At 56.7% G+C, this 21,495-nt stretch carries 16 protein-coding genes; 10 read left to right on the plus strand and 6 right to left on the minus strand.

Features of this window, described 5'->3' with window-relative positions; translation table 11 throughout:
- Positions 1-224 precede the first annotated feature (224 nt).
- From DPEP_RS06070 to DPEP_RS06090, 5 genes are all read right to left on the minus strand, one after another.
- The gene (locus DPEP_RS06070; protein WP_005660500.1) at positions 225-1,400 is read right to left on the minus strand and encodes an RNA polymerase factor sigma-54; all 1,176 of its coding nucleotides are present in this window, start codon (positions 1,398-1,400) and stop codon (positions 225-227) included.
- On the minus strand, positions 1,387-2,742 hold the full coding sequence (locus DPEP_RS06075) for a sigma-54-dependent transcriptional regulator (RefSeq protein WP_005660501.1): 1,356 nt from the start codon (positions 2,740-2,742) through the stop codon (positions 1,387-1,389). Before DPEP_RS06075 ends, DPEP_RS06070 begins: the two co-directional genes overlap by 14 nt.
- Positions 2,739-4,016: a sensor histidine kinase gene (locus DPEP_RS06080; protein WP_040382444.1), complete on the minus strand. Its 1,278-nt coding sequence runs from the start codon at positions 4,014-4,016 to the stop codon at positions 2,739-2,741. Before DPEP_RS06080 ends, DPEP_RS06075 begins: the two co-directional genes overlap by 4 nt.
- On the minus strand, positions 3,989-5,380 hold the full coding sequence (locus tag DPEP_RS06085; protein WP_005660505.1) for a sodium:solute symporter family protein: 1,392 nt from the start codon (positions 5,378-5,380) through the stop codon (positions 3,989-3,991). The genes DPEP_RS06080 and DPEP_RS06085 overlap by 28 nt, the downstream gene beginning before the upstream one ends.
- A gap of 386 nt (positions 5,381-5,766) precedes the next feature.
- Positions 5,767-7,659, minus strand: coding sequence for a S9 family peptidase (locus tag DPEP_RS06090; RefSeq protein WP_005660509.1), 1,893 nt, complete (start codon positions 7,657-7,659; stop codon positions 5,767-5,769).
- Between the two features lie 117 nt (positions 7,660-7,776).
- Here DPEP_RS06090 and DPEP_RS06095 point away from each other — a divergent pair, with 117 nt between their 5' ends.
- From DPEP_RS06095 to nagZ, 5 genes are read left to right on the plus strand one after another with little or no spacing between them, the layout of a single operon-like run.
- On the plus strand, positions 7,777-8,844 hold the full coding sequence (locus tag DPEP_RS06095; RefSeq protein WP_005660511.1) for a type 1 periplasmic-binding domain-containing protein: 1,068 nt from the start codon (positions 7,777-7,779) through the stop codon (positions 8,842-8,844).
- Positions 8,841-10,952, plus strand: coding sequence for an HD-GYP domain-containing protein (locus DPEP_RS12800; protein WP_005660512.1), 2,112 nt, complete (start codon positions 8,841-8,843; stop codon positions 10,950-10,952). Before DPEP_RS06095 ends, DPEP_RS12800 begins: the two co-directional genes overlap by 4 nt.
- Positions 10,953-10,997: 45 nt before the next feature.
- The gene (locus tag DPEP_RS06105) at positions 10,998-11,519 is read left to right on the plus strand and encodes a YeeE/YedE thiosulfate transporter family protein (RefSeq protein ID WP_005660514.1); all 522 of its coding nucleotides are present in this window, start codon (positions 10,998-11,000) and stop codon (positions 11,517-11,519) included.
- 5 nt (positions 11,520-11,524) lie between these two features.
- Entirely contained in the window at positions 11,525-12,052 is a 528-nt protein-coding gene (locus DPEP_RS06110; RefSeq protein WP_005660516.1) for a DUF6691 family protein, read from the plus strand.
- A 2-nt stretch (positions 12,053-12,054) separates the two neighbouring features.
- Positions 12,055-13,674, plus strand: a complete 1,620-nt coding sequence (gene nagZ / locus DPEP_RS06115) for a beta-N-acetylhexosaminidase (RefSeq protein WP_241760502.1) — start codon at positions 12,055-12,057, stop codon at positions 13,672-13,674.
- Here nagZ and DPEP_RS12805 read toward each other — a convergent pair.
- Positions 13,635-14,726 carry an HD-GYP domain-containing protein gene (locus DPEP_RS12805; protein WP_206740456.1) on the minus strand — a complete coding sequence of 364 codons (1,092 nt, stop codon included), beginning with the start codon at positions 14,724-14,726 and terminating at the stop codon, positions 13,635-13,637. The genes nagZ and DPEP_RS12805 overlap by 40 nt on opposite strands.
- Before the next feature lie 186 nt (positions 14,727-14,912).
- Between DPEP_RS12805 and DPEP_RS06125 the strand changes: the two genes are divergently transcribed.
- From DPEP_RS06125 to DPEP_RS06145, 5 genes are all read left to right on the plus strand, one after another.
- The gene (locus DPEP_RS06125) at positions 14,913-16,700 is read left to right on the plus strand and encodes a coiled-coil domain-containing protein (RefSeq protein WP_005660521.1); all 1,788 of its coding nucleotides are present in this window, start codon (positions 14,913-14,915) and stop codon (positions 16,698-16,700) included.
- A 173-nt stretch (positions 16,701-16,873) separates the two neighbouring features.
- Positions 16,874-17,875 carry a TAXI family TRAP transporter solute-binding subunit gene (locus DPEP_RS06130; protein WP_005660523.1) on the plus strand — a complete coding sequence of 334 codons (1,002 nt, stop codon included), beginning with the start codon at positions 16,874-16,876 and terminating at the stop codon, positions 17,873-17,875.
- Positions 17,876-17,951: 76 nt separating this feature from the next.
- Positions 17,952-19,862 (plus strand): TRAP transporter permease, encoded by a 1,911-nt coding sequence (locus DPEP_RS06135; protein ID WP_005660526.1) that lies wholly within the window; start codon positions 17,952-17,954, stop codon positions 19,860-19,862.
- Positions 19,863-19,915: 53 nt separating this feature from the next.
- Positions 19,916-20,248 (plus strand): DUF3870 domain-containing protein, encoded by a 333-nt coding sequence (locus tag DPEP_RS06140; protein ID WP_005660528.1) that lies wholly within the window; start codon positions 19,916-19,918, stop codon positions 20,246-20,248.
- Positions 20,249-20,393: 145 nt separating this feature from the next.
- A complete protein-coding gene (locus DPEP_RS06145; protein WP_005660530.1) occupies positions 20,394-21,482 on the plus strand; it encodes a dipeptide epimerase in 1,089 nt (362 codons plus the stop codon).
- The last annotated feature ends 13 nt before the right edge of the window (positions 21,483-21,495 follow it).

Raw genomic sequence — 21,495 nt, forward strand, 5'->3', positions numbered from 1 at the left:
AAGATGATGGCTCTCTATGGAGGTATAAGCAAGAAAGTTGCCAATTACTATTTTTTTCTCAAGATGAAAAAATGCGGCTATTTCAGCGTTTGTGCTGTCTTCTACTTTTTGTGCCCGAAGTCCGTTCGACTCGAGTGGGTGCGAAAAGCGCACCTGACCGTGCGGTTTGCGCACGGTCAGGTGCTGTGGTCAGGTGGATTTGTCGCTGTTTGCTCCAGCCTGTCCTATCTTCGTCTCTGTCTATGCCATGTTATCGTCCTTCTCGGTACTCCCAGGTTTCGAGACAGCTCCGAGTCGGACATTCCCTTTCTACTCGCCTCCTCTATCCTCGACCTCAGCTGTGCTACCGACATGTCCGGACGGGATTTCAGAGGACGGCTGAAGAGACGGTCCATAGGCACGGTTCCCACCGGGGTCACAGCCCAGGTGGTTGAGGCGATTCTCTGCACCGTGGAAACCGATCTATTCAGTTTTTCGGCCATCTCCGTCATGGTCATAGGATAAGGGGCCCCTTCCCGGGACATCAGGTAGTCTTTCTGTTTTTTCGCCACCTCGATGGCCAGGGATAGTTTGGATGCGTTCCTCCTGGCTATGGATTGGATTATGTGAAGTCCTCTGCCCTTCATGGATGTCACTCTGTCGTCCTCCCAGGTCAGAGGGGTCATGTATATCCTGGGGAGGTTCTCGGCCAGGACGACCGCAGGTCTGTCGGGGTCGGGATAGAGCTCCAGCTCTGGGATTACGACCTGTGCCGTCGTGCGGCGACCCGGGGCTGGGTCGAGGTGCGATAGTTCTTCCATGGCCCGGTCAAATCTGCTTCGACTCCATCCAAGCCTCTCCATAGCATCTTTGGGGTCTCCCTTTCCCAGCAGGTCCACCGCCATCTCAAGGATCTTCGCCCCGTCCGACTCTTCTTTTCCCGATCTGATCAGTTGCAGCGACAGACAATGGATCAGATCTCTTGCGAACAGTCCAGGGGGTTCTACTATATCCCTGACTCTCTCCAGCAGGAGGTCGAGCCTCTCTGCGGTCAGCTCCAGCTGGTCGGCAATGGCCTCCTGGGTGTCGGTCAGGTAGCCTCTGTGATCTAGGTAGCGGACCAGTTCATACGGCAGTGAGTCCCTTTCCTCCCGAAGGGGACGACACTGGGCCATCTGACGGATAAGGTTTTCCTCCAGGGACGGCTCTTCCGAGAGGTCGTCCAGTATACCCGATTCCTGCCACGATCGGGGAGGGTTCACCTCGTAGAGGGGGTTGTCGGCCAGTTCGCCTATAGCTGTGTCCACTAGCTCCTGTACCGGCATGGTCAGTAGCCTGAGGTTTTGGATAAGGACGGGTAGGTGGAGCAGCTCGGTCCTTACCTGCTGGGTCAGTCTCGGCGAGGGGTCAATCCAGGCCATGTTTCTGAAGTCGCCTCAAAAGGGCGTATCGAGACAGTCCCAGAGAGGAGGCCGCCCTGGTCCTGTTGCCCCCCGAGTCGGACAGCGCCTGTGTCAGAAGCTCTTTTTCAAAGTCGTCCAGCTGTCGTTGAAGGGGCCTGCCGTCGGTCTCGTGCCTCGATTCGGACTCCCTGTCGGTGGGCATGGCGTCCAGCATCTCCTGGGGAAGGTCCTTCAGAGATATGGTGCGGTCCCTCTGGTCCTTTAGTATGAAGAGACGCTCCACCAGGTTCTTGAGCTCCCTGACGTTTCCGGGCCATCTGTAGGACAGAAAGACTTCCTCCACGTCGGAGGAGGGAATCAGAGGCGGCCGCCCGAGTCTGTCGCTGTACAGAACTATGAAGTGTTCCAGGAGTTCCAGAGCGTCTCTGCCTCGTTCCCTCAGAGGGGGGAGCTCTATGGGGAGCATGGCTATCCTATAGTACAGGTCTTTTCTGAAGGCTCCGGAGGATATCCTGTCCTCCAGGTTTGCGCAGGTGGCGCATACCACCCTCAGGGATACCTGGATTTCCCTGGAGGATCCCAGAGGCCTGAGGGACCGAGAGTCCAGAAAGCGAAGCATCTTGCTCTGGAGAGAGGTCGGCATGTCTCCTATTTCGTCCAGAAAGAGGGTGCCTCCGTCGGCCAGCTCCACTAGTCCTCTCTTGTCGGTGGAAGCCCCGGTGTAGGCTCCTTTTCTAGACCCGAACAGTTCGGCTTCCAGAAGACTTTCCGGTATGGCGGCGCAGTTTATGGCGACGAACTCGCCGGAGCTTCCCGAGGCGCCGTGGATCATCCTGGCCACGACCTCCTTCCCAGTGCCGCTTTCTCCCCTTATCAGGACGTTGACGTCTTCGTGTCTCGAGACTTTTTCGACGAAGCCTCCTATCTCTTTTACCGCCCGGGACGAGCCTATCAGGGAGACCGCCCGGGACGTCTCCATTCGGGAGACCCGTCTGGCAAGGGCTATTGCCTCCGACGCCCTTTGGGCCATGTTCATGGCTGCCTCCAGAGGGAAGGGCTTGTCCAGATAGTTGAAGGCCCCCTCCCTTATAGCTCGTACCACCAGGGCCGAGTCGCCGAAAGCTGTCATAACTATCACCTTGGCCTCCGGAGACGCTTGAAGTATGTGGGGAAGTCCCTTGAGACCGTCTCCGTCGTCGAGCCTGACGTCGAGGAAGACTATCTCCGGGGATTCCTGATCCATCATCGAGTTCAGCCCCTTGAGCCCCGATGCGGTGCGGGACTCGTAGCCCCTTCTCTCGAAGGCGGTTTTGAGCCCTTGAGCCAAGGCTCTTTCGTCCTCTATTATCCAGACTTTCATATTTTATCCTCCTCGTTGTCCTTGCCGGCCGGACCGGGGAACCAGAGATCCAGTCTGGTGCCATCGGGGGATGTGTCCAGGTCCATGGTCCCTCGATGGTCCTCCACTATCCTGTAGACGACCGATAGGCCGAGCCCGGTGCCGTCCGGTTTCGAAGTCACGAAGGGGTCGAAGATCCTTTCTGCCACACGGTCCGGCACGCCGCCGCCGGTATCCTGGACGGACATAGACGTTCCGTCGCTGGATCTACGGCATGAAACGTACAGATCTCCCTCTCCGTCCATGGCCTCTATGCCGTTCAACACAAGGTTCAACAGCAGCTGCTGCATCTGCCCTCTGTCTCCCCAAAGCACGGTGCCGTCGTCCACCGTTTCGTGCCAGCCGATGGATTTTCGGGAGAGTCGGACCCTCACCATACTGTGGCACCAACGGAAAAGCTCCCTGGGGTCTATCGGGCCCGGTACGGTCGGGGTAGGCCTGGCGAAGGATAGCAGCTGTGTCACCACACGGTTGAGCCTGTCCAGCTCCGAGCTGAGGACCTGTAGGGATTCTTCGTCCTCCGTCTCTCCGCTTCTTGCACCGCTCAACAGGTCCAGGTGGATCCTCATGGCAGCCAGGGGGTTCTTTATCTCGTGGGATACCCCGGCCACAACCTGTCCCAGGGCGGCCAGCCTCTCCATCCTGGAGATCCGACGCTCCAGGCTCTGCCTTTCCCTCAGGCCTCTGACCATTGCGTTGAACGCGTCCTGAAGTATCTCCAGTTCGTGGGATCCGGATCTCTCGACGGGGAGATCCGATAGATCCCCTCTGCCGACCTTGGCGCAACCCCAAGCCAGCCTCTTGAGGGGCCTCGTCAGCCAGTAGGCCAGAAATACGGCCATCTCCGCCGAGAGGAGCAGACATATCATTCCCGCCACCAGAAGGTGTCGTCGTCTGTGCAGTATGGCGGTCAGGAGCTGTTTGCCGTTAAGGCTCACCTTCCAGCTCGCTCCGTCGGAGGTGGTCACGGAGGTGCCGTCTCCTTCGGAGGTTATTCGCCAGGCCTCTCCTTCTCTGTCTATGATCTCCATGACCTGTCGGGACGTCAGATCGCTCGATCGACTGGACAGCTCGTCTATCTTTCCCTGTTCGGACATGTAGGTTTCGTGAAAATCTATGGAGAGAGACATGGCTATCAGGACGACTGTGAGGCAGAAGGTCAGACCCGTTACGACTGCCTTTATCCTGGTCTCCAGATCGGGGCCTATCATTGTCTGGCTCCCAGGATCCACCATAGGATTCCCTCTATCAAGAGGGACGGAAGCATCGCCGTCTCGGGGGACATTCCGGAAAACCATACCAGGAGGTTGTAGACGATCAGGGCGGTGGACATGGCTCCGAACAGTCCTCCTCTGGCCTTAGTTCTGGGAAGGTACAGGGGAAGCAGAAAGCACAGTGCCACCATGCTCCAGCTGTAGCGACCGAGTTGAAGTATCCCCGGAAGGGGCATATAGCTGAGAAACAGCGTCACGGTGGCTATTATAGCCACCGCTATCCTGTTCTTGAAGAGAAAACCGTCCTCTTCCAGGGGGTCTTTGGACGGTATGCGCCCCTCTCCCTGAAGGTCATAACAGAAAGAGCAAGCGGCAAGCAGCAGCTGGGAGTTGGCGGTGCTGACGGCGGCGGCGAGGACTCCCACCATCAACAGAGCCAGAGGAAGGGGCGAAAGGCCTGCCTCCATAAGACGGGAGAACAGTACCTCCTGAAATCCTCCGGTTACGAAGGGGTAAAGGGCCTTGGCTCCCAGCCCCAGGGCGGTGAGGCAGATGTAGATCCAGGACACGGTTAGAGAGGTTATCGCCAGGGTCAGCCAGGCGGTCCATCTGTCTTTGCAGGATATTATCCTTATGCAGTACTGAGGGTTGGCCGCCACCCCCAGTCCCCAACCCAGGGCCATCGTCATGGAGGCCAATATCCCCTCCTTCGGCCAGGGCTGGAGCAGCTCTGGCCTGAGGTCTAGCAGTCTCTCGTGTATGGAGGGAAAGCCTCCGGTCTGAGATGTTATGCTCCAGGCCGCCACCGTGACGGAGAGCACTATTACCATGAGATTGAGGCCGTCGCTTCTTACAACCGACGGAAGGCCTCCAAAGGTGGTGTAGAGAACGAAGAGGTAGACCAGGATAGAGGCCATGAAGCCCTCTATGTCCAGCATGGATCCGACGATGGCTCCGAAGGCTCTAAACTGTATTATCAGATAGACCGTGTAGACCACCAGAAGACAGAGGGCCGACAGGGATCGGAGCCTGTCGTCCGAGTAACGCTCTTCCAGCCACTGAGGAAGGGACAGGGCCCGGCTCTTTCTCAGCCTTATCACCGCCAGAGGGAGCAGGGGAAGGCCCAGCATCCACCCTATGACCGATCCTGTGAATGCGGCGTATCCCTCCTGATACAGCAGCACCGTGTAGCCCAACAGTGACGCTGCGCTCATCCAGGTGGCTCCGAAGGTGCCCACAGAGGGCCAAAGGGCTATTTCTCTGCCTCCCAGGTAGAAGGATCGTCTAGTCTCGTTCCACTGGAAGGCTCGACCGGCCAGCAGGATGAGTGCCATTCCATAGCCTCCGAAGGCCACCAGCCGGTACAGAAGGGATTGCAGGGTCATCTCCCGTTTCTCCTGCGGCAATAGAGGTAGATCCAGGGTAGAGCTGCGAGGACCGCGAAGGCCCCCCATACCAGTAGATAGGGGCGACGGGACAGTGTCTGAGCGAAGAACATGGGCAGTTTCCCTCCTCTTCGGTAGTCCTGTCACTTTATCACAAGTCCTCGGCGAGGAGTCCGACGGGGCCCTGTCTCGCCCGAGCGTATTTTCGACCTGCCTGTTCCGAACGGACCGCCTCGGAGGGCACGTCCTGTGCCCCCTCGGCTTGGGGCGACGTCCTGTCGCCCCATCCATTTTACACGACGGCAGGTCGAAAATACGGGTTCGTCGGCCTCCTCACCGAGGAGGCTTGGATATGATTTTTTAGAGGTTCTCTATCGTTGCCCTTTTTACTCCAGCTCGAGGTGTTCCGTCAGGAATTTCTCCATGGCCCGATAGAAGTCGAAGCGGTTTTCCTGGTTGTGAAAGCCGTGCCCTTCGTCGTCCTTCACCATGTACTGTACCGTGACGCCCCTCTTCTTCATCGCCTCCACCATCTGGTCCGATTCGGCCTTTTTTACCCTGGGGTCGTTGGCTCCCTGAGCTATGAAGAGGGGTGCCTTTATCTTGTCGGCGTGGAAGACCGGGGATACCTCCCTGAACAGCTCTGCGTCCTTTTCCGGATGTCCTATGGTCTCGTACATCTTCTGCCTGGCGAGCTCCCAGTATGGAGGTATGGACTCCAGAAGGGTGAAGAGGTTGGCGACCCCGACGTAGTCTATGCCGCAGCGGTACAGGTCGGGGGTCCGTATCAGCCCCATGAGGGTGGCGTATCCTCCGTAGGAGGCCCCATATATGGCGATCCTGTCGGGATCGGCTATCCCTCGATCTACGAGCCATTTTACCCCGGCGGTTATATCGTCCTGTTGCTTTCTTCCCCACTGTTTGAAGCCCGCCATCCAGAACTTCTTGCCGTATCCGGTGGATATCCGGTAGTTTACCTGGAGCACCGCCACCCCTCGGTTAGCCAGAAACTGCACCTCCGGGTTGTATCCCCAGGTGTCCCGGACCTCCGGTCCGCCGTGGGGGTTGACCACCACGGGAAGCCCCTTCTCCGGCAGTCCCACCGGCAGGGTGAGGTAGCCCTGTATGGTGAGGCCGTCCTCGGTCTCGTAGCTGATCGGTTTCATCGGAGCCATCTGTTTTTCGTCTATCCATGGGTACAGGTCCGCCACAAGCTCGAACTTTTCCGGGTTGTCCAGGTCATGGTAGTAGAGCCTTCCTGGCATCCTATCGCTTGCCACGGCTATTATCATCTTTCTCTCGTCTTTGCTCATGCTGGAGATTCCCACCGAGTAGTCGGGAAAGCGCTTCTTCAGTCTGTCGAATAGTCTCTCCGTCTCTTCGTCGAAGAAGTGGCGTTGCCTTTTGTCGGTGTAGTAGGAAACTCCCAGCAGTTTCTTTTTGGCTCTGGACCAGATTATTCCCGAGAGGTCCACGTCGTCTCTCTCGTAGAGCATGTCCTCGAAGTTTCCGCTTTTCGGGTCGAATAGGTATAGGGCGGTTGTGTCCCTGTCCAGGTTGGACATGACGTAGAGTTTTTCGTCGTCTCCGGTGAAGCCCGCCGGTATCACCGAGTCGGTGAAGTCGGTGGAGAATATGGGACGGAAGGGTTGTCCTTCGTCGTCCCTGTAGAGGATGGTCCTCTTCAGTCCCTCCATGGCGTAGGCTATGCGGATCCTTCCTCTATGGTCCGTCATCCATCCTCCTACCGTGCCGGGGTTTTCCGCGACCATCTCCATCTCACCGGATAGGACGTTTACCTTGTAGACGTCGAAGAACCTGAGGTCCCGGCGGTTCATCTCTATCAGGACGTGGGTGTCGTCGTCCTCCAGGTCGTCCAGAAGGCTCGCCCTGACTCCATCGAAGGGGGTCAGGTCCCTAACGTCCGATCCGTCCGTCGACAGTGAGTAGACGTGGTAGTTTTCGTCGCCTCCCTTGTCCTGAAGGTAGACCAGGGTGTCGTCGTTTACCCAGGTGTAGGCCCGGATGTCCCTCTCCGTGGAGGACGTTATCCTTTTTGCCTCGCCTCCGACCGGGGCGACGTGTATGTTGAGCCTGTCCTTCCAGGGCTGGAGAAACGAGTAACTCTTCCCGTCGGGAGAAAGGCGGTAGGCGGTCTTGGTGGGAAGCCTGAAGAAGTCCTCCACCGGAATTCTGGGCGGCCGTCCCTCGGCCCATAGAGGAGAGGTAATAAGAATGGCCGCCGTGGATGCCAGAGCCATGACGATAGATGCTTTCAATGTGGTATCCTCCTTATGTAGAGTCTGTTTTTCCTCGCCATTATATGCCATGTCGTTTTCACAGGCTCCCGTGAAATTGCCTATTTCGATCTATTCCTGCCGAAGAGGAGGTGTGTCATGAAAAAGGGCCTTTGGATATCGATCGCCGGAGTTGTCGCGATCTTGGGTATTTTGTTCTATAAACTGTCGACCCCCGTTGTGATCGTAGGCGTGGCGGTCAACGAAGAGGTCGCTTTTTCCGCCCCGGAAGGAGCGATGCTATCGGTTATCAAAAGCTACGTTCTCTGGCACAACTCCTCGAGAGGCGACTCCTACCGTCTTCAGGTAGAGGTCGCTACCTTTGGCGACGACGTCGCTGAGGCGGTTAAGGAACTATCCAGAAGAGGCGCCGCCGTGGTGGTGGGGTTCCCTCTTTCTTGGGAGGCCATTGCGGCTGCGGAGGCGGCGGAGAGGCTCGAGATCCCGGTGATATCCCCTTCCGCTTCATCTTCTGCCATGTCCGGTAGGGACGATTGGTTCTTCAGGATGATCACCGATGCCGATAGGGAAGTAAAGGCCTTGGCCAGGCTGATGTCCTTCTTGAACCTAGAGGGACCTATCGTCTACAGATCTCCCTACAACGATGCCTACGTGAACAGCCTCTTGGAAGATATGAGGAGGCTATCCGATTCGATTCCCTCCGGTGTGGTTGTATATCCCGAGATGGCAGGAGATTCTTTGTCCGGGGACGGGGTCGTCATAATAGCCGAGCCTTCCAGGAGCTACTGGATATTACAGGACGTATTGCTTCACTATCCTCCGGTGCCTATATTTCTCTCTCGATGGAGTCAGGTCTCCGATTTTCGGTACTTTTTCGACATCGTCGGGGCGGAATTCTATTTTTCATCGGTCTACGATCCGACCTCGATTCCGGAGGACGACTTCCTTCGATTCCTGCTGGATGAAAGAGAGGTGGATATGGGGGTTTTCTCCCGCTATACCGTAGCGGCCATGAAATATCTTTCCTCCGTTTTTGACGAAAATCCGAAGGCGAGGGGCGAAGAGCTTCGCTCTATGCTCGCTCGCCCCAGGACGGTGGATGGGCCCGGGTGGACCTTCAAACTGAATCGCTACGGCGACGTTGAGTCCGAGATCAGGGTCTACCGCTTCAAGAACGGTTCGGTGGAAGAGGTGATACTGCCTTGAGATCGTTGAGAAGCTACGGTCGCCTACTAGGCGCCATAATGGTGGGGCTCTCTCTGTTGGGAGGAGTAGCTGCCTTTTGTTTCCAGTTGAGATCATTCCAGGAGATCTATGAGGATTCTATAACGAGCCGATTCAACTACCTCTCCCAGTTTCTGGAGGATAAACTGTCCTCCTACAGGAACACGATGCGTTACTGGGGAGTCTCTGGAATGACCAAGGGAGTGGAGGATTTCATGATGTCCTCTCCGGAGCTCAGAGGGCTTCTGTTCTGCGACAGGAACGGCACGGTCCGTTGGAGCAATCTTCCCTACGTCCAGGGCGGCATGTCAGTCTCCCCTAAGTTCCTTTCCGGCGAGTGGATTCCGTCGGTGCTGTTCGGGGACATGTCGTCTCCGGGGTTAATTTTGTCCGTGCCCCTGCCGGACGGGTGGCTTCTGTGCGACGTGAATACGTCCATGTTGCTGGAGTCCGTTAGGTTGAGGTCCAGAGGCAGAAGCGTAATGGCCCTGGTCGGCGCCGACGGCAGGGTCATCCATAACTGGGGAAGAGCCGAGTTCGCCTCCATCGGCATGGTACTTCCTAGGGTCTTGCTGAGGGACAGATATCAGGAGGTCGTTCTCTCCATGGGGAAGGTGAACGCCTTTTCCAGGCGGTTGGTGGGAGGCCTTTTCCTGGTCGCCTTCTATCCTCAAAAGGTCCTTATAGAGAGCGCTCTTTCCCAGGCCGTCGTCGTCGCTGCTCTGATCTTTTTGGGCGGTTCAGCGATGTTTCTGGTCTTCTGGATAGGACACGACAGGATCAGCCGATCCTTCGGAAGGTGGGTCGATTTCCTGGCCGGTGCCTCCGACAGGATCGGATCCTGCCAGTCCTCCTTCACCCTTGCCGAGTATCTGGTGGATTTCGAGGGACAGATGGGGGCTCTGGACCATCATTTCGAGGAGGAGGCCCGTTTGGGAGATGCCTTTCAGCGGCTCATAAGGACCATCGGCGACAAGGAAGAGTCCATTATGGCTCTTCTGGAGGAGACCACCGCTATGGAGGAAAGCCTCAAACAGACCAACGACGAACTGGAACTCGTCATGGCTCAACTGGAGAACATAATGAGCCTTGCCGAGGGGGCCTCGGACGGTAATACTCTTCAAGGTGTGGCCGAGTCGATCGCCTCAAACCTGCGCAGGACCTTCCGTTGCGGTTACGTGGCTTTCGTCGCCTTTAACAGGTCCTTCCCCTACATATGGGGGGAATCGGGAGAGCGCTGTTCGCCGTTGCTATCTAGCGAGCTGTCCTACCTCGGGGAGGATCCTCTTTTCGAGGATGGACGTCTCTCTATGCCGGTATCCTTCATGGGAAGGGTCCAGGGTTACGTCGTTATCGAGGGAATATCGAGCTACGGGAACGAGAAGGTGGTGGAGGTGCTGAGGAGGTTCGGCCTTACCCTGGGAGGACTTCTCCACGCCAACGAGCTGCTCATAGAGGTCAGATCGTCCTTCCACTACTTTGCCCTAAGGATGCAGGCTTTCACGGAGATATACCATGAGGAGACCGGCGAGCACGTAGCTAGGGTGGGAGAGTTCGCCGCCTTCTTCGCCAGACAATTGGGATTTTCTGAGGGATTCGTGGAGGATATAAGGATATATGCCCAGCTTCACGACATAGGTAAGCTGAGGGTCCCCAAAGAGATATTGGGCAAGCCCGGATCTCTATCGGATGCGGAGTTTGAGGAGATAAAAAAACACACGATTTACGGTGCGGAGGTGATAGGAGATTCCTCGTGGCTCGACATGGCCAGAAATATCTGTCTCTGTCACCACGAGAGATGGGACGGAACCGGATATCCCAGAGGGCTGGTCGGAACGGATATCCCCATCGAGGGAAGAATAGTGGCCCTTTGCGACGTTTACGATGCGCTCAGAGGGGAGAGATGCTATAAGCCTCCCTTCTCCCACGAGAAGGCTCGAAGGATAATATTGGAGGGAGACGGCAGGGTCATGCCCGGGCATTTCGATCCGGAGATACTGGATATCTTCAGGGAGAACGATGGCTTTTTCGAGAGGATCTACGGGGCTTTTTCAAACGAGGAGTTCGGTGGGTCCATGAGGTCGTCATAGATCCACGTTTAAAAAACGACGGTTATAACGGAAGGAGGTCTTTTTGTGTATTCATTCGAGAAGGGGCAGCGTCCCCTTAACCCCTATCTGGCTGGAGCTATCACCGGAGGTCTGGTGGCCTTGTCCGTGGTGGCGACGGGAAAGTTCTTCGGGGCTTCCACTACCTTCGCCAGGGCCGGGGCGGCTTTGGTAAATATGATTTCCCCCGAGCACGGTGCGTCCTTGGATTATTTCGTCAGATATCCCTTTGCGGTAGACTGGCAGTTGCTTTTTCTCGTGGGAATTTTCGTAGGTTCTCTGCTGTCCTCCACGGTCAACGGAACCTTTTTCATAGATGTCGTCCCTGAGCTTTGGAGAGAGCGTTTCGGGGCCAGGACATGGCTCAGGCTCTTTACCGCTTTTCTCGGAGGTGTCCTGGTGGCTTTCGGGGCCAGAATGGCAGGCGGCTGTCCCTCGGGGCACGGCCTCAGCGGGGTGATGCAGCTATCCATGAGCGGCTTCGTCTCGCTGGCGGCGTTCTTCGTAGGCGGTGTCGCCATGGCTCGGATAATATACGGAAGGAGCTGAGACGTATGTTCGTGTCGATAATGGCGCTTGTGACCGGAGCGGTCTTCGGTGTCCTGATGCAGCGGTCGGAGGTACTCAGATACGACCGGCAGCTGGGGGCTCTCCTGTTGGAGGACATGACCATCGTCAAGTTCATGCTGTCCGCCATAGTGGTGGGGTCCGTCTGTATATACGCTCTTCTCGGCATGGGGCTGGTGTCCCTGTCGGTAAAGTCCACCGTCCTGGGCACCAATCTCGTCGGCGGGGTCGTGTTCGGCATAGGCTGGGCTCTGTTGGGGTACTGCCCCGGCACGGCGGTAGGAGCTCTCGGCGAGGGAAGAGTTGACGCCTTGGTCGGTATGATAGGCATGGTCTTCGGAGCGGTCCTTTTCGCCGAACTCTACCCCTTCACCAAGCTGTCCCTATTTTCCTGGGGGAACATAGGCAAGGTAACAATGCCGGGATTCACCGGCACCGGTCCTTGGATATGGATAGTCGGGCTTGCGGTGGTGGCGGCAGGTCTATGTTTTCTGTTCGAGAGGAACGATCTGTGACGATGGAGTTTCGGCGAATTGCCGCGGCGTTGGGGGCCTTGGCCCTGCTGGCGTCCTCCCCCGTCTGGGCCATGACCTTGGAGGAGAAGGCGGGGCAGGTACTGGCCCTTTCCTTTTCGGGAACCTCCCTCGACGAGGAGACCAGATTCCGATTGGAGGAAATTAAGCCCGGAGGTCTCATACTGTACGGGAAAAACGTCGAGTCCCTTTCGCAGGTCAGGTCCCTTTTGTCTTCTATCAGGGAGAGGGTCCGCTTAGATATCCCATTGATGGTAGCGGTGGATCAGGAAGGAGGTACGGTCGCCAGGATAAGAGGGCACGGTGCGGACTTCCCGGGGAACATGGCTCTGGGAGCCACAGGCGATCCCGATCTGGCGGAAAGACAGGGTTTCATCATGGGACGGCAGCTTAAGAGCCTGGGGATCGACCTGGATTACGCTCCCGTCGTGGACGTAAACAGCAATCCCTCTAACCCTATAATAGGGGTGCGTTCCTTCGGCGACGACGTCGCCACGGTATCCTCAATGGGGGCCTCCATGATAAAGGGGTTCTCGAGGGCCCGAATGGGTTGCAGCGCGAAGCATTTTCCCGGGCACGGAGACGTCGATATCGACTCCCATCTGGGGCTTCCGGTGCTGAATCGTTCGCTCGAATCGATGAGGTATCTAGAGTTCCCGCCGTTTCGAAGTGCCGTCGAGGCCGGAGTTCCCGCCGTCATGACCGCCCATATAGTGGTTCCCTCCCTGACCGGAGAGCTTCCGGCGACACTGTCTCCCGAGGCGATATCGCTTCTTAGAGACGAGATGGGGTTTGAGGGAGTGGTGCTGTCCGATTCCATGGGAATGAGGGCTATCTCCAACGGATGGGGAGTTCCCGATGCGGTGGTGATGGCTCTGAGGGCCGGTGTGGATTTCGTCCTTCTGGGGGCGGATCCCGCCTTCCCTCCCGAAGGGCACAGGGAGGTCCGAGACAGGATCGTAGAGGCGGTCCGTTCCGGCGAGCTGGATAAGGCCAGGTTGGACGATGCGGTGGAGAGGATCCTGCGCTGGAAAGATGATATGGGTCTATTCTCCGGGGAGGTCCGCCCCGATTGGGTGGGCGGCTCCGCCCTGGCGGAGGAGATAGCCTCCAGGAGCGTGACACTTATCAGGTCGGATGGTCCCCCTCCTCCTCTGAGGAAGGGAGACCATGTCACGCTGATATGGCCGGAAAAAAGGGTCGCTGCGGCGGAGCTCCTTCTGAGCCGACTGTCCGACCTGGGGGTATCCGGCCGGATAGTGCTCTTCGGAGGTCGGACAGCTCCGGACGTTAATGTGAATGATATAAAGGGTCCGGTGTTGATGGGGTGCTACGATCTCGTTCGGGACGAGCCCTCCGCGTCGTTTCTGAGGGAGGTCCTCGAGGAAAAACCCGACTGTGTCTCCCTTTCGATGAAGACCCCCTACGATCTCACGGTGTTGCCCGAGGCCGAGACGGCCCTGGCATGTTTCGGAGATACCCCACCTACGTTGGAGGCTCTGGCCTCGATACTTTTAGGGGAGATCCGTCCTTCCGGACATCTGCCGGTGGAGTTGCCCGGCCTCTATCCCAGAGGATGGGGCGTATCCTGGTCGTCCAGATAGGGAGCCATCTTTTCTAGAAAGGTGGAGACGAGGCCCGGATCCAGCTGGGCTCCGGTATTCCTCTTCATCTCCAGGCTCGCCTCCTCGGGGGTGAGCCTTTTTCTGTAGGGGCTGTCGTCTGTTATCGAATCGTACACGTCGCAGACCGAGATTATCCTGGACAAAAGGGGGATGCTGGCTCCTCTCAGTCCCTCGGGGTATCCCTTGCCGTCCCATCTCTCGTGGTGGTACCTTATGGGTTCGGCCATGTCGGAGAGTGGCTTCGATTTGGTCACGGCGGTTGCTCCCGCCTCGGAGTGTCTTTTCACTACCTCGTATTCCTCCTCCGTGAGAGGCCCCGGCTTCATTATTATCTCTCTGGGGATAACGAGTTTGCCGATGTCGTGGAGCAGTCCGGCCCAGTAAAGCCTGGTGCTCTCCTCCTTAGAAAGGCCCATGGCCTCTGCGGTTTTTCTGCACAGGTTAGCCACGGATTTCGAGTGGTCCTTCGTGCAGGAGTCGTAGTCGTCCAGAAATTCGGCCAATACCATGATAACCTGTTCCAGTAGGTCCTGTTTTGCCCTGTACACTCTCCTCATGGAGAAGAACATACCGGCTATCTGTCCAAGAGACTCGAGGGTCTGGACGGTCGACTCAGGAAACTTCGCGTCGGTATTTCCGCAGATGTCCAAGGCCAGATACCCCGCAACTTTTCCGTCGGAACGGATGGTATAACGGCAGGAGCTTACCGCCGGTAGGGTCAACCGTCTCATCTCATCTGCTATTTCCTTGGGAACTCCGATAAATCTGTTCGAGGGATGGTCCATCACGATAGGCCTGTCCTCCGTCGACATATAGCGGCTTTGCAGTTTCAGTCTGTTGAGACCTTCCATATCGTGTCCCACCGCGTCGATGAACCTCCAACAGTCTCCGTCTAGGACCGATATGCAGCCGGCGTTCGCTTCCGGTACCAACGACATAGCGCTTCTGAAAAGAAAGACGGTGATGATCGTCAATACAACGACCACCGGGATGCATCCTCTGAGAGCTTTTTTGGGGATCTCTTTTCTCATAGACACTATATCTAGACACCTCCCTAATTCCCGATAATACCATCTCCTCTCGCCGTTTTTGGAAAAATTTTTCTCGGGATCGGAGAAGGCAGGTTCGAAATGGTAAAATAAAGCGTATAGTGGTAAGCTGTATGGGACATTTTAGACAACCATCTGTAGCAGAGGACGGAAGGAGGAGAGTTCTCGTTGAAAAAGGACAAAAACGACGGTCTTGACGGGAAGAAGGGAACTCAGAAGGAAGGGGCACAGGAAAAGAAAGCCTCGAAGGGCATGTCCAGCGACTCTTTTCAGGAGTCCGTTTGGGAGGAGCAGGATAACGTCTCCACCTCGCAGGATAGCGGCGAAAAGGCCTCCGAAGGGGAGGAGTCTCCGTTTGCCTCCATCACTAACTGGTTCAGTGGCCTCAAATGGCTGAACGGCGGTGACGACGACGAGGGAAAGGGATGTTGCTCCGGCAACTCCAAGGACGATGGAACTGGAGAGAATGGTATGCCTGATTTCAAAAAACACTGGAAAAAATACGCTGTAGTAGGTCTTGTCCTTTTGATTCTTTTCAACGTGGTTTGGACGTTGATGGACAGCCGCATAGGCTCGGTCTCCGGCGATATCTCCAAGCAGTCCGCCGAGATAGAGGCCCTCAAAAAGGACCTGGACGTCATGAAATCGTCCATGGCCGACAAAATTGCCGCGATGGACGAGGCCCTCAAGGGAGCCGGATCGGCCATCGAGGGAATCCAGGGAGTCGTCTCCGGCTTCGAGAAGGACATGGCCGAGCTGGAGGGCAAGGTCAGCGACGATCGTTTCCTCCTGGCCAGACACGAGGAATATCTGCGTAAGTCCATTTCGGACAAAAAGAGCGCGATTCGCAAGTATGCCAGGGATCTCAGGGTTTACGAGGCTCTCCTGACCGAAGGTGGTTCTGTGGCTCTGCCCAAGATCCCCGTCGTTAAGGCGGCCGTCTCTCAGGGAGACTCGGAGCCGGTCGGACCGGTCAAGAGCACTCTTCAGCTAACCCAGGACAGCCTTTCCATAACCAGGGATACCTTGGCCATCACCAGGGATTCCCTCGAGAAGGCCCGTGCCGATCTGATGAAGAAGGAAAAGGATAACGCCGCTCTTACTTCCGATCTCAGGATGGCTAGAAAAGAGCTGCTCGATATGGAGGCCAAGCTCGCCGAGATGGAGAGAAAGTACAAGGATCAGTCTCTCGACCTGTCTCAGACGAAGGCCGACCTTGCGGTAGCCCAGAAGGAGGCCTCGGACCTGAAACTAGAGATCTCCAAGACCCAGGGGTCCTTGAGGGAAGAGATCGAGAAGACCAAGAAGGTCCTCACCGAGAAGACCGCCGAGCTCGATCGTTTCCGCGCCTCTTTGGCCGAGAAAGAGCAGCAGATCAAGGATCTGGAGGCCAAGGTCGCAGGGCTTCAGAAGTCCCTTGAGGAAAAGGAAGGAACTCTTTCCTCTGTCAAGGAAGAGCTGACCAAGGTAAAGAACGAAGCGGTCATCAAGGCCAAGGAGCTTTCCGAGAAGTCCGGTCTTCTGGAGGCCACCAGAAAGGCTCTTGAGGAGATGAAGGGTGCTTCCGCCAAGATGAAGGAGCAGCTCGAGAAGGCTGTAGCCGAGAAGGACAAGCTCATCGCTGATTCCAAGGCCAAGATCGACGCCTTCGCAGGAAAGCTCAAGAGCGCCGACGAGCTCTCCGTAAAGGCCAGCGACGAGATCGAGGCCCTCAAACAGGCAGTAGAGGCCAAACAGGCCGAGCTCGTCGAGGCTGTGAGCAGCATAAAGGCCCACGAGGAGAGACAGAAGGCCCTTGAGCAGAAGCTCGTGGTAATGGAAAAAGAGGTCGCCCAGGCTCGTGCCGAGCTTAAAGAGGTGAAGTCCGAAGCGGCATCCTCCGACGTGGAGAAAACTGCCGTCGAAGAGGCTGTCTCCTCGGAGGACAAGGTGACCGAAGAGGCCAAGACGGAGTAATCGGTTCCTATCCCGAAAGACAGACCATCGTGAAGGTGGGCCCTTGTGGCCCACCTTCTTTTTTTCTGAAGACCAAGGTATTCTTTATAATGTTTGACATTCCATACGACGGGAATGTATCATATAAAGAGGGTGTTTCACCCTGCGATATAAACTTCAAGGAGGGCTTCATAATGAAAAAGGGGTTTATTGCAGCTTTGCTGGCGATATTTGCACTGTCCGCTGCCGTAGCGGGAACGGCTCAGGCCGTCGAGTTCGTAACGATCGTCACCGGTTCCACAGGCGGTACCTACTATCCGGTAGGGACCATAATAGCCAACAGCATGAACAAGGAGATGATGTCCAAGGGAGTCAAGGTCTCGGCTCAGAGTTCCGGCGGTACAATCGAGAACCTCAAGATGCTCAAGAACGACGAAGCGGAGATGGCAATAGCCATGTCCAACCTCACCGGCTTCGCCTACAAGGGCGTCGGCACCTACGAGGGTAATCAGATTCCGTCCCTTCGCTACGTTATGGGTCTCTGGCCCGACGTCACCCAGATCGTTGTCCGCAAAGAGGCGGGAATCGAGACCTGGGGAGACCTCAAGGGGAAGAGAATGGCGGTAGGACCTCCCGCCTCCGGGACCGAGTTCACCAGTAAACTGGTGTTGAGAGCCGTGGCGGGATTGACCTTCGAGGACATCCAGCCCGAGTACATCGGCTACAGCGAGGCCGCTCAGGCTCTTCAGAACGGCAGACTCGATGCCTTCAACGCCGAGACGGGGTACCCCGTTTCCGCCGTGTCCGAGCTCTACGCCGGACGGGTTCCAGTGGGGATGCTGGAGTTCTCCGACGACGAGCTTGACGAGCTTCAGCTGGAGGCCCCCTATTACGCCAGGGTGGTCATCCCCGCCGACGTATATCCCAAGCAGACCAAGCCTCTGAATCTGGTCGGAGTCAAGTCCGCCCTTATCGTCAGCGATAAGGTCAGCGACGAGATAGTCTACGAGACCCTCAAGGTCATCTACAACGACCGCGAGGCTATGAAGCAGGCTCACGCCGCCTTCACCAAGGTCGACTACGACCATCCCATGGCCGGACTCTACGGTGCTCCTCTCCACCCCGGTGCCGTTAAGTTCTTCAAGGAACAGGGCTTCGAGATTCCCGGATCCCTTCTTCCGCCCGAGGCGAAATAGGTCCCACGTAGACAACACCGTGCGGTGCCGGCTCACGCCAGCACCGCATTTTTGGATTTTGGAGGGAGTGGTCTAGTTGAATATTCTGAGTGTCTTCAAGCCCGGGGAGCATGTCCCTAACAGGGATTTCTCCGGTCATGTCAGAACCTTCGCCGTCGCACTGGCGGTTTTCACGTCTCTTATACACTGCTGGATGAACAGCGTAGGTCTGATGATAACCATAAAGATGAACGCCATCCATCTTGCCACCATGATGGCATTGGTGTTCCTTTATTTCCCCGGAACAGCCAGGTCTAGACGAGATCAGCCTACCGCCCTTGACTGGCTGTTTACCGGGCTCGCCTTGCTGGGCGGTCTTTACGTGGTCATGTGTTATGACCGTCTTTTGGCGACCAAGCTGGAGGTTACCCAGCTGGACCTCATAATTTCGGTCATGACCATGTGTCTTCTGGTCGAGGCATCTCGTCGGGCGGTCGGTTTACCCTTGACCCTGCTGTGCTTTTTCTTCCTGGCCTACACCAAATTCGGTCCGTATTTCCCAGGTCTTTTCGCCCATAGAGGTTTCGACTGGAGCAGGATAATAACCCGAATGGCCCTCACCGACCAGGGGATATACGGCGTCACCCTAATGGTCTCGTCGTCTTATGTGTTCATGTTCATACTGTTCGGGTCCTTTCTGGCGGCTACTAAGACCAGCGAGTTCTTCAACGACTTCGCCCTGGCCCTGGCGGGACGCTACAGAGGCGGTCCTGCCAAGGTCGCGGTGATAGCGTCAGCTCTGATGGGCAGTATTTCCGGCAGTTCTCAGGCGAACGTGGCCACTACGGGAGCCTTCACCATACCTCTCATGAAAAAGGTAGGATATAAGCCTTTCTTCGCCGGAGCGGTGGAGGCCGCCGCCAGTACCGGAGGGATACTGATGCCTCCGATCATGGGAGCCTCAGCCTTCATAATGAGCACCTTCCTGGGGATTCCCTACGTCAAAATAATGTTGGCTGGCGTCTTCCCCGCCCTGCTGTACTACGGTGCTATCTTGACCATGGTCGATCTCAGGGCCAAGAGCAACGGACTGGAGGGGTTGCCCAAGGAGGAAATCCCCTCCATGAAGACCACCATGTTGGACAAGGGGCACATGACCATACCTCTCGTCCTGATAGTTTATTTCCTTGTCGCTGGCTACACCCCGCTGTTCTCCGCTTTTCTGGGGTTGATCGCTATAATCGTCCTCTCTTCCTGCCGTAAATCCACTCGAATGGGGGTCAAGGATTTCATAGGAGCACTGGACGGAGGGGCCAGAAGCGCCGCTCCTGTCGGAATAGCCTGCGGGATAGTAGGTTTCATAGTCGGAGCCGTCGGCATGACCGGTGTGGGGCAGGTCATAGCGATGAACATAATAATGTTCGCCGGAGGAAAGCTCTGGGCGGCCTTGATACTGTGCATGCTGGCCTCCATAGTTTTGGGTATGGGGCTTCCCGCTTCGGCCTGTTACATCATAACCGCCACCATCGCGGCTCCGGCCCTGCAGCAGATGGGGGTTCCCGCTCTGGCGGCCCACTTCTTCGCCTTCTACTATGGGACGATGTCGGCGGTGGTCCCCCCTGTGGCTCTCACCAGCTATACAGCCGCTGGATTGGCCAAGGCAGCTCCGACGAAGGTGGCGGTGGTCGGTTTCGGCCTGGCGATGTCCGGGTTACTTCTCCCCTTTCTGTTCGTCTACAACCCGGTGCTGCTCTTCGTCGACTTCACCTGGGCCAGGTTCCTCCCGACCATCCTCTGTGCCGTGGTGGGGGTTTTCTCTCTGTCCGCCGGGCTCATAGGGATGTTGAGGGCCCATATGCCCCTGTGGGAGAGGGTGCTTTTCGCCGCCAACGGCATAGCTCTGGTCAACCCTCTTAAGACGGTTCGTCTGATGAGTCTTGCCTTTTTCGCTTTCCTCTTCCTCCAGCATTGGATGAGAAACAGGGCGTTGAGAAAAGAGACGGCCTGATATGTCAGGACGACTTGAGGTAATCGACGAAAAGACTTATAATAGTAAGATAAATGGAGGTGAGCGATCTGTCCGGCGATTATCCGGTATGCGTGATAGGCAACGCTAGGAGCGCCAGCGACAACCCGATTACCCATACTTACTCTCATTTCTTCATCACCTTCATCGCCGACCCCGATACGGGGGAGATACTCGACATGGAGGCCTCCTTTACCCTGTCCTTGACCAACAGGTTTTTGAGAGACCTGTTCCTAGGCAGATCCCTGGCGGCCGTGGACGAGGGGCTTCTTGAGGCGGTGAGGAGGAGATATCTGGGCTCATCTCAGAAGGCCATAGCCGTGGCCTACAAGGACGCGGTGAAGAAATTCGTAGCCGCGTTCAGGTAAAGCGAAAGACAACTAAATAGCTGCTTTGCCTGTCGGCCTGATCGGTGTTCCCGGTCAGCGAGGAAGGCGAAATCCAGCGGACATAGACCTCTAACGAGGTCCATGTCCGCTTTTTGTTTTAAACGAGATCGGAGGAGATGATCAGGTGAGGATAACCGGAGTGAGAACAGGGACCATATCGGTACCCCTCAAAAAACCTTTTAAGACGGCGGTAAGGTCCGTCGATGCGGTCAGAGACGTCATCGTGGCGGTGGAGACCGATTCGGGGACGATCGGTTACGGCGAGGCCCCACCGACGGGAGCCATAACGGGCGACACGACGGGGGCCATTCTCGGAGCCATCGACGACCATATAAGACCTACGTTGCTGGGGCGCGACGGAGAGGACCTTGAGGGGAACTTAAAGATTCTTCAGAGCTGTGTGGTAGGCAACACCAGCGCCAAGGCCGCCCTCGACATAGCCCTTCACGATCTGTGGGCTCAGTCTATCGGCGCCCCTCTCTACAGGCTTTTCGGAGGGAGCCGGAAATCGGTGGAGACCGACGTCACGGTGAGCGTAAACGAGCCGGACGAGATGGCCCAGGATGCCTTGAACGCCGTCGAGAGCGGCTACAAGGTGATCAAGATAAAGGTCGGCAAGGAGTCTTCCAAGGACTTCGACCGCCTCAAGGCAATAAGGGAGGCTATCGGACAGGACGTTGAAATAAGGATAGATGCCAACCAGGGTTGGACTCCGAACGAGGCGGTGGATATTCTCGATCGGATGGAGAAAGCCGGTTTCGGCCTGGAACTGGTGGAACAGCCGGTTAAAGCCAAAGACCTGGACGGGATGGCCTACGTCACGGCCCGTACGTCCATCCCCGTCGTGGCCGACGAGAGCATATGGAGCGCCTCGGACGCCCTGGAGATCTTCCGTCGCAAGGCGGCGGACATGGTCAACATAAAGCTTATGAAGTGCGGTGGCCTAGCAGAGGCGAGACGGATAGTGGCGGTGTCGGAGATATTCGGGGCTCAGGTCATGCTGGGAAGCATGCTGGAGGGAAAGATCTGCGCCTCCGCTGCGGTGCATCTGGCGGCGGCTTATGGGGCGATAACGAGGATAGACATAGACGGTCCGTTGCTCTGCGCCTCCGATCCCATAGTGGGCGGAGCGGACTTCAAGGGGCCGGATATCAGGGTCTCCGATGCTCCCGGTCTGGGAGTGATGTCCTTCGACGAAATAAACTGGCATTGATACGGGCCTAGGC

This window comes from Dethiosulfovibrio peptidovorans DSM 11002 (assembly GCF_000172975.1).
GTDB lineage: Bacteria > Synergistota > Synergistia > Synergistales > Dethiosulfovibrionaceae > Dethiosulfovibrio > Dethiosulfovibrio peptidovorans.

What these genes read in the sequence shown, in the direction of transcription:
- DPEP_RS06075 (WP_005660501.1), bottom strand. Translation starts at nt 2,742, where the DNA reads ATGAAAGTCTGGATAATAGAGGACGAAAGAGCCTTGGCTCAAGGGCTC.
- DPEP_RS06130 (WP_005660523.1), top strand. Translation starts at nt 16,874, where the DNA reads ATGAAAAAGGGGTTTATTGCAGCTTTGCTGGCGATATTTGCACTGTCC.
- DPEP_RS12805 (WP_206740456.1), bottom strand. Translation starts at nt 14,726, where the DNA reads ATGAGAAAAGAGATCCCCAAAAAAGCTCTCAGAGGATGCATCCCGGTG.
- nagZ (WP_241760502.1), top strand. Translation starts at nt 12,055, where the DNA reads ATGGAGTTTCGGCGAATTGCCGCGGCGTTGGGGGCCTTGGCCCTGCTG.
- DPEP_RS06140 (WP_005660528.1), top strand. Translation starts at nt 19,916, where the DNA reads ATGGAGGTGAGCGATCTGTCCGGCGATTATCCGGTATGCGTGATAGGC.
- DPEP_RS06095 (WP_005660511.1), top strand. Translation starts at nt 7,777, where the DNA reads ATGAAAAAGGGCCTTTGGATATCGATCGCCGGAGTTGTCGCGATCTTG.
- DPEP_RS06080 (WP_040382444.1), bottom strand. Translation starts at nt 4,016, where the DNA reads ATGGTGGATCCTGGGAGCCAGACAATGATAGGCCCCGATCTGGAGACC.
- DPEP_RS06085 (WP_005660505.1), bottom strand. Translation starts at nt 5,380, where the DNA reads ATGACCCTGCAATCCCTTCTGTACCGGCTGGTGGCCTTCGGAGGCTAT.
- DPEP_RS06110 (WP_005660516.1), top strand. Translation starts at nt 11,525, where the DNA reads ATGTTCGTGTCGATAATGGCGCTTGTGACCGGAGCGGTCTTCGGTGTC.
- DPEP_RS06070 (WP_005660500.1), bottom strand. Translation starts at nt 1,400, where the DNA reads ATGGCCTGGATTGACCCCTCGCCGAGACTGACCCAGCAGGTAAGGACC.